Here is a 15,762-nt window from a genome sequence, read left to right as displayed (position 1 = left end):
CAACCGCGTCGAGATCGGGAGATACGCCCGGGATGCCGTTCGGGAACCGGCGTGTCACCCGATCTCGAGAGCCGGGGGCTCTAAACCTCAACCAGCGGGGTCGCGAGGATCGAGCCGGGCCGTCACCGTCGCCGTCTCCTTGCCGGCCGAGCGGCGAGCGCGCATCGCAGCCACCTCGGCGGCCAGTGCCCCACCGTCCGCGAGCGGGGCCGTCAGCACCACCCGTTCGACGCCCTCGTCGCGCGGCAGTGGCCCGAGCACCTGCACCGAGTCGCCCAGCCTCATCGACTCGACCGCCGCGCGCAGCGCGTCGCGCGGGCCGGTGAGCGCCGCGACCCGGGCCGTGGGCGGCAGGGACAGGCCCCGGCGCTCCGCCAGCTCACGCTCGGCGAACCACGCCGGGTCCCACCGCACGAGCGCCTCGACGGCAGGGACGGTGGCGTGGGTCGGCGCGCCGGCGAGCACCGCGACACCGCCGTCGGCTGCGCCACGGGTCAGCCCCAGCGCACCGCACCAGCGGCGCAACGCCTCCTCGGAGGCGTCGAGCGAGGGCCGGTCGAGCAGCGCCCACGCATCGAGAAGGAGGCACGCGGCATACCCACCCTCGGCCACCGGCTCGGCGCCGGGAGTCGAGATGACGAGCCGCGGGCGGTCGTCGACCGCGTCGACGACCGAGCCGGCACCCGAGGTCGTGACCGGCACCCCCGGGAAGGCGCGGCCCAGCTCCTCGGCGGTCCGGCGCGCGCCGACCACGGAGGAGCGCAGCCGCGTCGAGCCGCAGTGGGGGCACTCGAACCTCGTCTCCACCGCCCCACACCAGCGGCACGTCGGCGGGTGCCCCGGACCCGTCAGCGCCAGTGGCCCCGAGCACACCCGGCAGCGCGCCGGGCGACGGCACTCCAGGCACGACAGTGACGGCAGGTAGCCCCGTCGTGGCACCTGCACCAACACCGGTCCGCGCGTGAGCGCATCCTTGGCCACCTGCCACGCGAGGCTCGGCAGGTGAGCTCGCGCGGCCGCGGGGTCGCGAGCCAGGTCGGCTCCCTCACCGGCGATCCGGACACGAGCAACGTTGCGGCGCAACAGGTTTCGCGACGCTTCGAGCGGGACCACCACCCCGTCATCGACCCACTGGGCCAGCGCCGCCGTCCGCGTGAACCCTGCGCTCAGCAGCGCCGCACCCTCGATGCCCGCGCGGGTGCGCAGGACCTCGCGGACGTGGGGGTAGGGCGCGCGCATCTCGTCGTGGAGGTCGTCGCCGTCGTCCCACCACGCGACGAGTCCGAGGTCACGGACCGGGGCAAACGCCGCCGCGCGGGTCCCGACGACGACGCGCACGTGCCCCCGCAACACCTTGAGGTATGCCGTGTAACGCGCCTGTGGTCCTTGGTCGGCCGTGAGCCGCGCGTGGCGACCCTTCCCGAGCCGCTCGGTGAGGGCCGCGTCGACTCGGGCCACGTCCCGGCCGTCGGGCACGACGATGACGCTGCCCCGGTCGCCCTCGAGTGCGGCTGCGGCCGCGTCGGCGAGCAGTCGGGGCCAGTCCGCCGTCGGGTCCGTCGTCGGCGCCGCCAGCAGTGACGCCGCCGGCGCCTCCCCCGAACCCACGCGCGCCACGAAGGCCGGCCCACCGGCATACGGCTCCCACGCGGCCGACTCCCCCGCCTCGGGGAGCGGGTCCACCGCGGGTGCGTCGGCCGGCAGGGCCTTCTCGGCAGCCGCATGCCGGGGCGGCACCGCGAGGCGCAGCACGTCCCCGACGGCGCCGCCGTACCGTCGGGCCACCGCGCGAGCGGTCTCGAGCACCTCCGGCGTGAGCACCGGCTCCGGCGAGACGAGGCGGCGGATCGTCGCGAGGCGACCCTCGTGGTCGGGCTCGGCGGCCCGGCTGACGACGAACCCGTCGAGGTCCTGACCGGCGAAGCGCACCTTGACGCGGACCCCCGGCACGACCTCGTCGGACATGGACGCGGGCACGAGGTACTCGAAGGGTCGGTCGAGGTGCGCGAGCCCGGTGTCGACGAGGACACTCGCCACGGGGTCGGTCTCAGCGATGGGCTCGCCGCCGGACTTCGGCTTCGGGCGCGCGCGAGCGGACGGCTGGATCAGCTCCAGCTGGGTCCCCTCGTCCGATGCGCTCACCCGCCCGAAACTAGACGACCGGGCGGACAGGCCCGTGCTCGAGGTGCTGCAGGAGCAGGTCGGCCATCTCTTGGGGGCGCTCGACCGACGGCAGGTGCCCGGCCCACGGCAGCTCGACGAGCAGCGAACTCTCGATCCGACTCGCGAGCAGGGCCGCGGCCTCACGGAAGTGGGGAGCGTCGTGGGCACCGGAGAACACGACCGTGGGAATCCAGATCGCCGTCGCGTCGACCTCGACGCGCGCCGGCTGGGGCGGCGGTTCGAGGGCCTCGGCCGCCAGCTGGACCTCGAAGGCTCGCCGCTGCATCCGCGCGATGTCCGCGCGGGCCTCCGCGTCAGCCTCGGGACCGACCCACGTGTCGACGTTGAGGGCGACCGCGCCGTCGACGTCACCGGCCGCGAGCAGCTCGTCCTCACGCTCGCCAAACTCGATGACGACCTGGTCGGTGACCTGAAGGCCGCGGTAGGCCGGGCACACCAGGGCCAACGAGCGGACGCGGTCCGGGTGTCGCGACGCGATCTCGAGGGCGACCCGGCCGCCCAGCGAGGCACCCACGAGGGTCGCCTGTCCGATGCCGAGGACGTCGAGGAGGCGGAGCACGTCGTCGGCCTCGGAGTACTCCCCTGCCACCAGTGGCGTGTCGCCGAAGCCGCGCAGGTCGGGCGCCACGACGCGGCGGCGGGCGCTCAGCGCCGGCAGGAGAGGCGCCCACATGCCGCGATCGGCGACACCGGCGTGCAGTAGGACGACGGCGGCCCCGCTCCCCACGTCGTCGTGGGCGAGGAGCGGGGCCGCCGCGTGAGTGCTCAAACTCAGCCCTTGACGGCGCGCTGGAGATCCTCGACGCGGTCGGTGCGCTCCCACGTGAAGGCGTTCTCGACGCCGTCCGCGTGCGTCCGGCCGAAGTGACCGTAGGCCGCGGTGGGCTTGTAGATCGGGCGCAGCAGGTCGAGCTGGTCGACGATCGCGGCCGGGCGCAGGTCGAACACCGACGAGATGGCGTCCTGGATCTTGTCCAGCGGCGCCGTCTCGGTGCCGAACGTCTCGACGTAGAGGCCGACCGGCTGCGCCTTGCCGATGGCGTAGGCGACCTGGACCTCGCAGCGGCGGGCGAGTCCGGCGGCGACGATGTTCTTGGCGACCCAGCGCATCGAATACGCGGCGGAGCGGTCGACCTTCGACGGGTCCTTGCCGGAGAAGGCGCCACCACCGTGGCGGGCCATGCCGCCGTAGGTGTCGACGATGATCTTGCGACCGGTGAGGCCGGCGTCGCCCATGGGGCCGCCGATGACGAAGGTGCCCGTCGGGTTGATGAGCGTGCGGTGCTTCGAGGTGTCGAGCTCGGTACCCGCATCGGCGAGCTCCGCGAGGACCGGCGCGATGACGTGCTGCTCGATGTCCGGCGTGAGCAGGCCGTCGAGGGAGACGCCATCCGCGTGCTGCGTCGACAGGACGACGGTGTCGAGGGCGACGGCCTTGTCCCCCTCGTAGGAGATCGTCACCTGGGTCTTGCCATCGGGACGCAGGTAGGGCAGCTCCTCGCTCTTGCGCACGGCGGTGAGCCGCTCCGCGAGCCGGTGGGCGAGGTGGATCGGCAGCGGCATGAGCTCGGCGGTGTCGTCCGCCGCGTAGCCGAACATGAGGCCCTGGTCGCCGGCGCCCTGCTTGTCGAGCGGGTCGACACCGCCGGTGCGGTTCTCGTATGCCGTGTCGACACCTTGCGCGATGTCCGGGCTCTGCTGGCCGATCGAGACCTCGACGCCGCACGAGGCGCCGTCGAAGCCCTTGGTCGAGGAGTCGTAGCCGATGCCGAGAACGGTGTCACGCACGATCTTCGGGATCTCGACGTAGGCCTCGGTCGTCACCTCACCGGCGACGTGCACGAGCCCCGTGGTCACCATCGTCTCGACGGCGACCCGGGCGCGCGGGTCCTGCTCGAGCATGGCGTCGAGGATCGAGTCCGAGATCTGGTCACAGATCTTGTCCGGGTGTCCTTCGGTGACGGACTCGGACGTGAACAGGCGTGCAGCCACGTGGACTCTCCTTCAGGACGACATGGTGAGCGTGCCCCCGAATGCGGGGCGGTCGGCCAAATCTAAGGCATGCCCGGTCGGGCCGGGCCGCCCGCCCACGCTCTGGCGGGCGAGCCTCAGAGCAGGGTGGTGACGACGTCCCAGACGGCGTCGGCGACCGCGGCCTTCGTGGCCGGGCCGACCTCGACGACGTCGTCACTGCCGCGGCGCAGCACGGTGACGGTGTTGTCGTCGGCCCCGAACGTCTTGTCGGCACCGACCTCGTTGACGACGAGGACGTCGCAGCCCTTGCGGTCGAGCTTGGCGCGGCCGTGGTCAAGGACGGAGCCGTTCTCGTCCCCGGTCTCGGCGGCGAACCCGACGATGACCGGAGCCGTGCCGCTCCCGCGCGAGCTCACGAGGTCGGCGAGGATGTCGGGGTTGCGCACGAGCGTGATCGTCGGCGCGGAGTCGTCCTCGCCGCCGTCGGCGCGGGCCTCGTGGGTCTTCTTGATCTTCGTCGGCGCGTATGTCTCGGGACGGAAGTCCGCGACCGCGGCGGCCATGACGACGGCGTCGGCATCGTCGGCGACGGCCTCGCGCACGGCGTCGCGCAGCTGGAGCGCGGTCTCGACGGGCACGATGTCGACGCCGGACACCTCGGTCGGCGCCGTCGTGACGAGCGTGACGCGGGCACCCCGTGCGGCAGCAGCGGCGGCGAGGGCGTGCCCCTGCTTGCCGGAGCTGCGGTTGCCGAGGTAGCGCACCGGGTCGAGCGGCTCGCGGGTCCCACCGGCGCTCACGACGACGTGCCGCCCGCGCAGGTCCTGGTCCCCACTTTCCCGCCCCATGAGGTCCTGATCCCCACTTTCCCGCCCCATGGCGGAACCTTGAGCGAGGTGCGACTTCCTTTCCCCTCCCTCACTCAACTTTCCCTCATGGGGCGGGAAAGTTGAGGCGGCGGGGGTTGAGGCGGCGCGGGCGAGCTCACGCTCGCACACGGCATACAGGTCCTCGGGCTCGGGGAGCCGCCCAGGCCCGGTGTCCTTGCCGGTGAGCCGGCCGCTCGCGGGCGGCACGACGTGCACGCCGCGCTCAGTGAGGGTCGCGACGTTGGCCTGCGTGGCCGGGTGGTCCCACATCTCGGTGTGCATCGCCGGGGCGAGCACGACAGGACATCGCGCCGTGAGCAGGACGTTGGTGAGCAGGTCGTCGGCCTGGCCGGTGGCCGCCTTCGCGAGCAGGTCAGCGGTGGCCGGCGCGACGACGACGAGGTCGGCCTCCTGGCCGAGCCGGACGTGCGGCACCTCGTGGACGTTGCTCCACACGTCGGTGCTGACCGGCTTGCCCGAGAGGGCGGCCCACGTCGGGGCACCGACGAAGTTCAGCGCCGCCGCGGTCGGGACGACGGTGACGTCGTGCCCGTTCTCGGTGAGCAGGCGCAGCAGCGAGCAGGCCTTGTAGGCCGCGATGCCGCCCGCCACACCGAGGACGACGCGCACGAGGTGCTCAGTCCTCGGTCTTCTCGGAGGTCAGCAGGTCGCCGTTGATCTCGCGCAGCGCGATGGACAGCGGCTTCTCGTGGACCTCGGCGTCGACGAGCGGGCCGACGTACTCGAGCAGGCCCTCCTGGAGCTGGGCGTAGTACGCGTTGATCTGGCGGGCCCGCTTGGCGGAGTAGAGCACGAGGGCGTACTTGCTGTCGGCCTTGGTGAGGAGCTCGTCGATCGGCGGGTTGGTGATGCCGATGGGGTTGGCCTTGGTGCCGGACACAGGGATCAGTCTCGTTTCGTCAGAGTCGGGGTGCGCATCAATGATACGAGTTCGTCGGCGGCCCTCTGCACGTCGTCGTTGACGATGGTGACGTCGAACTCCTCGGCGGCGGCGAGCTCGGCGCGCGCGGTCGTCAGCCGGACCTCCCGCTCCTCGGGTGTCTCGGTGCCGCGGCCGACGAGCCGGCGGACGAGCTCGTCCCAGCTCGGCGGCGCGAGGAAGACGAACAGCGCGTCCGGCATGGTCTCGCGGACCTGCCGCGCCCCCTGCAGGTCGATCTCGAGCAGCGCCGGCCGACCGGCCGCCAGGGCCGCCTCGACAGGAGCGCGCGGTGTGCCGTACTGCGCCCGCCCGTGGACCGTCGCCCACTCGAGGAGCTCGCCGTGGTCGACCATGCGACCGAACTCCTCGTTGCTCACGAAGTGGTAGTGCGTGCCGTCGACCTCTCCGGGTCGCGGCCGGCGCGTCGTCGCGGAGACGGACAGCCAGACGTCGGGGTGGTGCTCCCGGACGTACGCCGCGACCGTGCCCTTGCCGACGGCGGTCGGGCCGGCGAGGACGGTGAGCCGGGAGGCCCCGCTCACGCCTTGCCGAAGCGGTCGAGCAGGGCGGTGATCTGGTTCTGTCCGAGGCCGCGGACGCGGCGGCTCTCGCTGATGCCGATCTCCTCCATGAGGGCGCGTGCCTTGACCCGCCCGACGCCGGGCATGGACTCGAGCAGCGCGGAGACCCGCATCTTGCCGATCACGTCGTTCTGCTTCCCTTCGGTGATGACCTCGCCGAGGTTGCCCTGGGCGTACTTGAGGCGGTTCTTGACGGCGGCGCGCTCCCTCCGCGCCTGCGCTGCCTTCTCCAGCGCGGCCGACCGTTGCTCCGGGGTGAGAGGGGGCAGTGCCATGTCGAACGTCCTTCGTATGGTGCGTCGGCGCTGCTTCTCAACGCCTTTCTCGCGATTTAACCACGTCAGGCCCGGTTCACTCCGAGTCGGGCGCCGCCACGAGACGGCGACGTTCCGGTATGCCGGTCAGCGCAGCAGCGCTGCCAGTTCCTCGCTCGTGCGGGTCGCCTTCGCACGCAAGGCCGTGGGGTCGGGTCCGGCCGCGAGCACCTCGCGCGAGCTGGCGGGCAGGACGTTGCCGAGGGCGTCGCCGAAGACCCGCTTGAGGTCGTCGCCGGTCGCGCCCTGGGCCCCGACACCGGGCGCGAGGAGCGGGCCACCGACGTCGGCGAGGTCGAGGCCGAGGTCCTGCACGGCGCTGCCGACGGTCGCGCCGACGACGAGGCCGGTGCTGCCCAGCTCACCGGCGGCGACGGCGTCGGCGTTCTCGGTCGCGGCGCCGCGGACCATCGACCCGGCGACGCTCACGTCGTCGAGGCGGGCGTGCTGGACGCTCGGGCCCTCCGGGTTCGAGGTGAGCGCGAGGACGAAGACGCCGCGACCGTTCGCGCTCGCGACGTCGAGCGCCGGCCGCAGCGACTCGAAACCCAGGTAGGGGCTCAGCGTGACAGCCTCGGGCGCGGCAACGGCATACGGACCGAGGAACGCCTCGGCATAGGCGGCCATCGTCGAGCCGATGTCGCCGCGCTTGGCGTCGAGGAGCACGAGGGTCCCGCGGGACTGCAGCTCGGTGATGGCCGCCTCGAGCACCGCGATGCCGCCCGAGCCGAAGACCTCGAAGAACGCCGACTGCGGCTTGACGATGCCGACGTGGCCGCCGAACGCCTCGACGCAGGCTTGGGTGAACGTGCGCAGGCCGTCGAGGTCGTAGGTGAGGCCCCACGACTCGACGAGGGCGCGGTGCGGGTCGATGCCGGCGCAGAGCGGGCCGTGCGCGTCCATGGCGGTGCGCAGCCGCACACCGAAGGGCGCAGGGGTCTCGCGGGCGTTGTCTGTCACGGGATGACCATCCTGTCGTGGGCGATGCCGACCAGGCCGGTGACGCAGTCGACGCCGTGCGCGGCGACCGCGGTCTCGAGCTCGCCGATGACCCGCTGCGGAGCCGTCGGGTCGTTGAAGGTGGCCGTGCCGACCTGGACCATCGTCGCGCCGGCGGCGATGAGCTCGAGGGCGTCGCGCCCGGTGCGCACTCCCCCGACGCCGATGAGCGGCACGGTCTGGAAGCGGCCGGCCCGCATCGCCTGGGTGACCTGCCAGAGGGCACGGACCGCGACCGGGCGGATCGACGGGCCGGAGAGGCCACCGGTGATCCCCCCGAGGTGCGGCCGCAGCGTGTCGGTGTCGATGACCATGCCGAGGAGGGTGTTGATCATCGTCAGGCCGGTCGCGCCCGCCTTCACCGCGGCGTCGGCGATGCTGACGATGTCGGTCACGTCGGGCGTGAGCTTCGCGAACATCGGCACGTCGCGCGGCAGCTGCTCGCGGACGAGGGCAATGACCTTGGCCGACGACAGCGGGTCGCACGCGAAGACGAGGCCGCGGTTGGCGACGTTGGGGCAGGAGATGTTGACCTCGACTCCGACGACGCAGTCGAAGGCGTCGCTGTCGGCGAGCACCCTGGCGACGTCGGCGAACTCGCCCGCGGTGTTGCCCGCGATCGAGACGAGGACGCGGGCACCGACGGACTTCAGCCAGGGCAGGTCCTGCTCGACGAACGCGCGGATCCCCGGTCCCTGCAGGCCGATCGAGTTGAGCATGCCGGAGGCGGTCTCGGCCATGCGTGGGGTGCCGCGACCGGAGCGCGGCTCCATCATCACGGTCTTGGTGACGAACGCGCCGAGCTGCGAGACGTCGAAGAAGCGGTGCAGCTCACGGCCGTTGGCCGCGCAGCCGGACGCCGTCATGACCGGGTTGGGCAGGACGCGTCCCGCGCCGATCGGGACGGAGAGGTCGACCCTGGGGCTGCCGGCCATCAGTGACCACCCGCCTGCGGTGCGCCGACCGCGTCGGCGGGCACGCCGCATACGCCGTCGTGGAACGCCTCCCAGCGCACCCGGTCACCGCGGAAGACGGGACCCTCGACGCAGGAGCGGACCATCTTGGTCACACCGGCCTTGTCGCGCACCGGCATGACGCAGGTCATGCAGACCCCGACGCCGCACGCCATGGCCTCCTCGACCGCGACCTGAGCGACGGCACCGTGCTCGGCCGCGACCCGGGTCACCGACTGGAGCATGCCCATCGGGCCGCACGCGTAGGCGACGGGGGCACCGGTGCGGCGGAACACCTCGGGCAGCACGTCGCTGACCCAGCCGCGGTGGCCGGCCGAGCCGTCGTCGGTCGTCACGGTGACGCCGTCCGCGGCGCGCCGCGCCTCGACGACGCCGAAGAGCCGGTCCTCGGACCCCGCGCCGAGCACCATCTCGACGGGGCAGCCGCGCTCGCGCAGCACCTCGGCGAGCCAGAAGAGCGGCGCCGACCCGTAGCCGCCGCCGACGAGGATGCACGGCACCGGCTCGGTCGGCAGCGGGAACGCCCGGCCCAGCGGGGCGACGACGTCGACGGCGTCGTGGGCGCGCAGCTCGGTGAGCCACTGGGTGCCCGGCCCCTTGGCCGCGATGACGAGGTCGAGCGTGCCGCCGTAGGTGCCCGACGGGGAGACCTTGTGGATCGAGAACGACCGCCGGAGAAGGTTGCCCGTCGTTGGCCCGCCGACGGCCAGGGCGGCGAACTGGCCCGGGCGGGCGAGCTCGGCCACGCCGGGCGCGACGATCGTGAGGTGGTGGTAGGCGCCGGCGCGGCGGATGGCGATGACCTCGCCGTCGACGCGCAGGACGCCGTCGCGCGCCGACGTCTGCGCGCTGACAGTGGCGCCGCTCGTGGTCGGGGTGGGCGGGGTCACCGCTGCTCCCCGGTCCCGACCTGCATGAGGTCGAGGTTGCGCGCGTGCTCCTGGAGCGAGGTCACCGTGAGGTCACCGGCCCGCAGCGCCTCGATCGCCTGCACGGCAGCGGCGAACTCCTGCACCGTCGTGATGAGCGGGACGTCGGCGGTGTTGGCCGCGGCGCGGATCGCGTAGCCGTCGGCGCGGGCACTCTGCCCGGTCGGCGTGTTGATGACCATCGCGATCTCGCCGTCGAGGATGAGGTCGCCGATCGTGCGGTCGTCGCTCGCCTCCGCATCCCCCTCGCGCTCGGTGATCTTGCGGATCACCTCAGCGGGAATCCCGTTGCGCCGCAACACATCCGCGGTGCCCGACGTCGCGACGACGGTGAAGCCGAGGTCGACGAGCCGGCCGACCGGGAAGAGCATCGCGCGCTTGTCGCGGTTCGCGACCGAGACGAAGACCGTGCCGCTCTCGGGCAGCCCGCCGTATGCCGCGAGCTGGCTCTTGCCGAAGGCTCGCCCGAACGTCGTGTCGATGCCCATGACCTCACCGGTCGAGCGCATCTCCGGGCCGAGGAGGCTGTCGACCGTCGTGCCGTCGACGGTGCGGAACCGGTGGAATGGAAGCACCGCCTCCTTGACCGAGATCGGCGCGTGCGGGGGCAGCAGCCCGCCGTCGCCGGTCGGGGGGAGCACGCCCTCTTCGCGCAGCTGGGCGATGCTCGCGCCGAGCATGACCCGGCTCGCGGCGTTGGCGAGCGCCACCCCGGTCGCCTTCGCGACGAAGGGCACGGTCCGCGACGCGCGCGGGTTCGCCTCGAGGACGTAGAGGATGTCCTGGGCCAGCGCGAACTGGACGTTCATCAGACCGACGACGCCGATGCCCTCGGCGAGCCGGCGCGCGGACTCGCGGACGAGCTCGATCTCGGCGCCCCCGAGGGTGGCCGGCGGGAGCGCGCAGGCGCTGTCGCCGGAGTGGATGCCGGCCTCCTCGATGTGCTCCATGACGCCGCCGAGGTACATCTCCGTCCCGTCGTAGAGCACGTCGACGTCGATCTCGATCGCGTCGTCGAGGAAGCGGTCGACGAGCACCGGGTGCTCCGGTGACGCGGTCGTCGCGCGCTCGACGTAGGTGACGAGCGTGTCGTCGTCGTAGACGATCTCCATGCCGCGGCCGCCGAGGACGTAGGACGGTCGGACGAGGACGGGGTAGCCGATCTCGCGGGCGACCTCGAGTGCCTCCTCGACGCTGTATGCCGTCCCGTGCCGGGGAGCCGGCAGCTTCGCCTCCGCGAGGACTCGCCCGAAGGCGCCGCGGTCCTCGGCCAGGTCGATCGCCTCCGGGCTCGTGCCGACGATCGGGACACCGGCGGCCTTGAGGTCGCGCGCGAGCCCGAGCGGGGTCTGCCCGCCGAGCTGGACGATGACGCCGGCGATGGGACCGGCCTGCTTCTCGGCGTGGTAGACCTCGAGGACGTCCTCGAGCGTCAGCGGCTCGAAGTAGAGACGGCTGCTCGTGTCGTAGTCGGTTGAGACCGTCTCGGGGTTGCAGTTGACCATGACGGTGTCGTAGCCGGCGTCGCGCAGCGCGAAGCTGGCGTGGACGCAGGAGTAGTCGAACTCGACGCCCTGGCCGATCCGGTTCGGGCCGCTGCCGAGGATGATGACGGCCTCGCGCTCGCGCGGCGCGACCTCGCTCTCCTCGTCGTAGGCGCTGTAGTGGTAGGGCGTCGCGGCCGCGAACTCCGCCGCGCACGTGTCGACGGTCTTGAAGACCGGGCGGATCCCGAGGGCGTGACGGACACCGCGGACGACACTCTCCGGCATACCGCGGATCTCGCTCAGCTGGGCGTCGCTGAAGCCGTGACGCTTCGCGAGCCGCAGCAGGTCCGGGGTGAGCTCGGGCGCCTCCGCGAGCTGTGTCGCGAGCTCGTTGAGCAGCTGGATCTGGTCGAGGAACCACGGGTCGATGCCCGTCGCCGCGTGCGTCTCCTCGACGGTCGCGCCACCGCGCAGCGCCTGCTGGACGGTGACGATGCGGCCGTCGGTGGGGCGGGTCGCGACCTGGAGCAGCTCGAGCGCCTCGTCGCGGGTCGGGGCCTCTCCGCGCCAGTGGAACGAGGACTCCTTGCGCTCGATGGAGCGCAGCGCCTTCTGCAGCGACTCGGTGAAGCTGCGGCCGATCGACATGGCCTCGCCGACGGACTTCATCGTCGTCGTGAGGGTGTCGTCGGCGGCCGGGAACTTCTCGAACGCGAACCGCGGCACCTTGACGACGACGTAGTCGAGGGTCGGCTCGAAGCTCGCCGGGGTCTCGCGCGTGATGTCGTTCGGCACCTCGTCGAGGGTGTAGCCGATGGCCATCTTCGCGGCGATCTTGGCGATCGGGAAGCCGGTCGCCTTGCTCGCCAGCGCCGAGCTGCGCGAGACGCGCGGGTTCATCTCGATGACGATCATCCGGCCGTCGCGGGGGTTGACGGCGAACTGGATGTTGCAGCCGCCGGTGTCGACGCCGACCTCGCGGATGACTTTGATGCCGATGTCGCGCAGCCGCTGGTACTCGCGGTCGGTGAGGGTGAGCGCCGGCGCGACGGTGATCGAGTCGCCGGTGTGCACCCCCATCGGGTCGAGGTTCTCGATGGAGCAGACGACGACGACGTTGTCGGCGTGGTCGCGCATCACCTCGAGCTCGTACTCCTTCCAGCCGAGGATCGACTCCTCGAGGAGCACCTCGGTCGTCGGGCTGGCCTGGAGGCCCGCGCCGGCCATGCGGCGCAGCTCGGCCTCGTCGTGGGCGAAGCCCGAGCCGAGGCCGCCCATGGTGAACGACGGGCGCACGACGACGGGGTAGCCGAGCTCCGCGGCACCGGCGAGCACCTCGTCCATCGTGTGGCAGATGACCGAGCGCGCGCTCTCGGCGCCGCAGCGCTCGACGACGCCCTTGAAGAGCTGGCGGTCCTCACCGAGCTGGATCGCCTCGACGTTGGCGCCTATGAGCGGGCAGTTGTACTTCTCGAGGACGCCCGCCTCGTGCAACGCGATCGCGCAGTTGAGGGCCGTCTGGCCGCCGAGCGTCGCGAGCACCGCGTCGGGGCGCTCCTTCTCGATGATCTTCTCGACGACCTCGGGGGTGATCGGCTCGACGTAGGTCGCGTCGGCGAACTCCGGGTCGGTCATGATCGTCGCCGGGTTCGAGTTCACGAGGACGACGCGCACGCCCTCCTCGCGCAGGACGCGGCACGCCTGGGTGCCCGAGTAGTCGAACTCGCAGGCCTGCCCGATGACGATCGGACCGGACCCGATGACGAGGACGCTCGTGATGTCGTCGCGCTTGGGCATAACCATCCCTTCCCTGCCTCACAGGACAGGACTTAAAGAGAGCCAAGTGATGGGGCCAAGACTACCCGGAGCGTCCTTGCCCCATCCCGGCGCCTCACCGCACTCCGAGCCGCCGGAACCCCCGTCCCGCGACAACAGTGAGGGCCACTGCCCAAAGTAGCCCGGCAGCCGCAAAACCAGTGTCATGGGTCGTGACCGCTCCTGGGAGATCTCGTCCCCACGTCGTCTCACTCAGCGCTCGCCACCCTGGCCCCAATGGATGTGCGAGGAGCAGCCATGGGCTCTGGCCCACGCTGGTGACAACGGCGAGGAGGCTCGCTGCCAAAACCGCCAGCGCGACGCCGGCGCGAAAGGCCGAGCGCCACGCCACGATCCAAGCAGCGGCGACGACGGTTGCGCCGACCACAACAACCGGCCCCGCCAGGCCCACTCTTATGACCAGCGGATCAGGAGGAACGACTGCTGCATGACCGGCGAAAACCAACCTTGCCGCGATGTCCACCAAGGCGAACAGCCCAGTGAGCAGGGCCGTGATTGTCCACGCAGCCATGCCGCACGCGATCGCCACCCCGCACTGGATCATCGCAGTCCTTTGCGGCCTCACTCCAAGTGCGAGTCGCTCTGCCGTATACCCCGAGTCCTCGTCCCCTCCCACGAGGACGACGACAAGGACGACAGCAACGGCCGTGCCGACGGCCGTGCCAACCGACGCACCGTGGAAGATCCCCCACCATCCAAGGCTGACCGGATCGCCATTGACCAGGACGGGCGTGAGCACAGTCGCCAAGCCGCTGGCGACGGTGAGCGCGAAGACTCCGCCCCTGACCCCAGCGGGGAATCGACGCGTGGTTGCCACGAGACCGTGGAGACGCGACCGCCTAATCACAGCGCTGCACCCCCACTTTCACGACCATCCACTGACGTCTGGGGTGAGTCATGCATGCAAAGAACACCTGCCCGCGAGCCCTGATCATCACCTCGGCTGAGGCGACATTGGCTGAGCTGACCATTTCCAGGGGAGCAGTGGCCGTTCGTTGAGCAAAGTTTTCCGGAAGCCCACCCAACACAGCCGACGCCTGGCCACGAACAGTCAGAGAGTCCGCGGCGAGCCAGTCCCCTTGCGCTGCCAGGTCGAGGAATCGGGCTAGCGTCGCGGTGGCGCTTGTGCCGCGGGCCTCCTGCACGCCCGTGGAATACCGGGCCCACACTGGCAAGCGTTCGAGGAACACCGGGCTTGCGGCGATCACGACCACCGGGACGAGAGCCGCCCATGGTGCGACCCGCCTACTGCGGCTGGAGGGTTCGGAACCTGAACTCCGTCCGCTCCCCCGGTCTTGATGCGGAGTCCTTTCTCGAAGAGCAAGTGGACGCGCCCGAAGGACGGCGAGCGTCGAGAGCGCCACCATCGCCAGCACCGCCGCCGAAATGCCGCTCTCGACCGGGGACGAGTAGGCACGTGGCGACATGACCAGCGGCGCTGCGGTCGGTGACAGTGCGAGCACGAGATCACGGCCCGAGAGTCTTGGGCCGAAGTAGACAAGCACCGGGAACACGACCATTGGCACAACCCATATCAGTGCGGTGGTCCGCGAGCGTCCCCAACCAACCGCCGTGCCCAGACACACGGAGACAAAGCCCGTGCAAAGGAAGAGGGCGAACTCGGCCAGATCCAGACTGCCGGCCCCGCGCCCTGCAGCCACCGTGACCGCCACGACAGGCACGACCACTACGACAAAGGTGTTCAACGCCACCACGAGGGCCATCGCCACGAAGATTTTGACTCGACGCGGCCGTGCTGACACCCCCGCAAGGTGGAGATTCGCCTCCAGCTCGGCCGCGAAACAGTTGCCCCACACTGAAGCAGCCATGAGTCCAGCACCCACGGCCCCGGACAGCCACAGCCACGAGGGCACAGAGGCCAACGTCGTGCCGACGTCCTCACCTCGCGTCGCTGTCGCTCCGACGGCAGCCGCCATGGAGAGGAGCGCATACACCCATGTCCCAACATCGCGAAGGACGATGCGAAATCCGGCCGTCATGAGCTGCCCTCTCCGAGAGCACGGAAGTACAGGTCTTCCAGCGTGACGACCTCCCCGAGTTCCTCGCGCGAACCTTGGGCCAGCACCTTGCCATCTCCGAGCAACAGGAACTGAGTCATGACCTGCTGCACCTCATAGAGGGCGTGGCTCGAGACGATGACAGTCGCCCCCGAAGCACGCAACTCACCAATGAGGTTTCTGAGCCATCGAATACCCACGGGATCGAGGCCGTTGCTTGGCTCGTCGAGCACGATGAGCTCTTTGGGTTTCACCAGTAGCCGCGCAAGCCCGAGGCGCTGACGCATACCTTGGCTGAATCGTCCGACTGGCAGCGAGCCAACGTCCCCCAAACCAACACGTGCCAGAGCTTGTCGACAGTCAACCAGGTTGACCCCATCAGCGAGGGCCGCGACAAGATTGTCCACGGCGCTGAGCCGCCCAAACAAGCGTGGCTCCTCCAACATCCCGACAACGCCCGGTGTTGGACTTCCAACCTTCACTTCGTGGTCACGCCACGTGACCGTGCCCGTGTCCAGCGATGTCGTTGCGAGGATGCATCGCAAAAGCGTGGTCTTGCCCGAGCCGTTCGCACCCACGAGGCCCAGGCATTCACCAGATGGCAGCTTCAGGTCCACTGGACCCAGTGAGAAGCCCGACGCATGCTGCTTGCGC

At 71.0% G+C, this 15,762-nt stretch carries 14 protein-coding genes; all 14 read right to left on the bottom strand.

All coding sequences use genetic code 11. The features are described 5' to 3' along the window. Positions 1-87: 87 nt before the first annotated feature. The gene (locus BCF74_RS04435) at positions 88-2,142 is read right to left on the bottom strand and encodes a primosomal protein N' (RefSeq protein WP_106296751.1); all 2,055 of its coding nucleotides are present in this window, start codon (positions 2,140-2,142) and stop codon (positions 88-90) included. Positions 2,143-2,152: 10 nt separating this feature from the next. After that, a complete protein-coding gene (locus tag BCF74_RS04430; RefSeq protein WP_245889206.1) occupies positions 2,153-2,953 on the bottom strand; it encodes an alpha/beta fold hydrolase in 801 nt (266 codons plus the stop codon). 2 nt (positions 2,954-2,955) lie between these two features. Next, on the bottom strand, positions 2,956-4,176 hold the full coding sequence (gene metK, locus BCF74_RS04425; RefSeq protein WP_106296750.1) for a methionine adenosyltransferase: 1,221 nt from the start codon (positions 4,174-4,176) through the stop codon (positions 2,956-2,958). A gap of 116 nt (positions 4,177-4,292) precedes the next feature. Then, positions 4,293-5,657 (bottom strand): bifunctional phosphopantothenoylcysteine decarboxylase/phosphopantothenate synthase, encoded by a 1,365-nt coding sequence (locus BCF74_RS04420; protein ID WP_106296749.1) that lies wholly within the window; start codon positions 5,655-5,657, stop codon positions 4,293-4,295. Positions 5,658-5,664: 7 nt separating this feature from the next. After that, positions 5,665-5,928: a DNA-directed RNA polymerase subunit omega gene (rpoZ, locus tag BCF74_RS04415; protein ID WP_106296748.1), complete on the bottom strand. Its 264-nt coding sequence runs from the start codon at positions 5,926-5,928 to the stop codon at positions 5,665-5,667. Positions 5,929-5,933: 5 nt separating this feature from the next. Next, positions 5,934-6,512 carry a guanylate kinase gene (gene gmk, locus BCF74_RS04410; protein WP_106296747.1) on the bottom strand — a complete coding sequence of 193 codons (579 nt, stop codon included), beginning with the start codon at positions 6,510-6,512 and terminating at the stop codon, positions 5,934-5,936. Next, positions 6,509-6,826: an integration host factor, actinobacterial type gene (mihF, locus tag BCF74_RS04405; RefSeq protein ID WP_106296746.1), complete on the bottom strand. Its 318-nt coding sequence runs from the start codon at positions 6,824-6,826 to the stop codon at positions 6,509-6,511. The genes gmk and mihF overlap by 4 nt, the downstream gene beginning before the upstream one ends. Before the next feature lie 126 nt (positions 6,827-6,952). Beyond that, positions 6,953-7,825, bottom strand: a complete 873-nt coding sequence (gene pyrF / locus BCF74_RS04400; RefSeq protein WP_281257172.1) for an orotidine-5'-phosphate decarboxylase — start codon at positions 7,823-7,825, stop codon at positions 6,953-6,955. Then, the gene (locus BCF74_RS04395) at positions 7,822-8,799 is read right to left on the bottom strand and encodes a dihydroorotate dehydrogenase (RefSeq protein ID WP_106296854.1); all 978 of its coding nucleotides are present in this window, start codon (positions 8,797-8,799) and stop codon (positions 7,822-7,824) included. Before BCF74_RS04395 ends, pyrF begins: the two co-directional genes overlap by 4 nt. Beyond that, positions 8,799-9,659: a dihydroorotate dehydrogenase electron transfer subunit gene (locus tag BCF74_RS04390; protein ID WP_106296853.1), complete on the bottom strand. Its 861-nt coding sequence runs from the start codon at positions 9,657-9,659 to the stop codon at positions 8,799-8,801. The genes BCF74_RS04395 and BCF74_RS04390 overlap by 1 nt, the downstream gene beginning before the upstream one ends. A gap of 65 nt (positions 9,660-9,724) precedes the next feature. Continuing rightward, the gene (gene carB / locus BCF74_RS04385; RefSeq protein WP_106296745.1) at positions 9,725-13,051 is read right to left on the bottom strand and encodes a carbamoyl-phosphate synthase large subunit; all 3,327 of its coding nucleotides are present in this window, start codon (positions 13,049-13,051) and stop codon (positions 9,725-9,727) included. 94 nt (positions 13,052-13,145) lie between these two features. Continuing rightward, positions 13,146-13,907 (bottom strand): hypothetical protein, encoded by a 762-nt coding sequence (locus tag BCF74_RS04380; protein WP_146132872.1) that lies wholly within the window; start codon positions 13,905-13,907, stop codon positions 13,146-13,148. 22 nt (positions 13,908-13,929) lie between these two features. Beyond that, positions 13,930-14,919 (bottom strand): hypothetical protein, encoded by a 990-nt coding sequence (locus tag BCF74_RS17040; protein ID WP_146132871.1) that lies wholly within the window; start codon positions 14,917-14,919, stop codon positions 13,930-13,932. Between the two features lie 167 nt (positions 14,920-15,086). Continuing rightward, positions 15,087-15,725, bottom strand: coding sequence for an ABC transporter ATP-binding protein (locus tag BCF74_RS04375; RefSeq protein ID WP_170070126.1), 639 nt, complete (start codon positions 15,723-15,725; stop codon positions 15,087-15,089). Positions 15,726-15,762 lie beyond the last annotated feature (37 nt).

Source organism: Knoellia remsis, assembly GCF_003002895.1.
Classification (GTDB): domain Bacteria; phylum Actinomycetota; class Actinomycetes; order Actinomycetales; family Dermatophilaceae; genus Knoellia; species Knoellia remsis.
The sequence above is the reverse complement of the archived record's forward strand: the minus strand, read 5'-3'. Positions and strand labels throughout refer to the sequence as shown.

Excerpts from the sequence above, each read along its gene's own strand:
- carB (WP_106296745.1), bottom strand. The coding sequence starts at position 13,051 with ATGCCCAAGCGCGACGACATCACGAGCGTCCTCGTCATCGGGTCCGGT.
- BCF74_RS17040 (WP_146132871.1), bottom strand. The coding sequence starts at position 14,919 with ATGGCTGCTTCAGTGTGGGGCAACTGTTTCGCGGCCGAGCTGGAGGCG.
- mihF (WP_106296746.1), bottom strand. The coding sequence starts at position 6,826 with ATGGCACTGCCCCCTCTCACCCCGGAGCAACGGTCGGCCGCGCTGGAG.
- BCF74_RS04395 (WP_106296854.1), bottom strand. The coding sequence starts at position 8,799 with ATGGCCGGCAGCCCCAGGGTCGACCTCTCCGTCCCGATCGGCGCGGGA.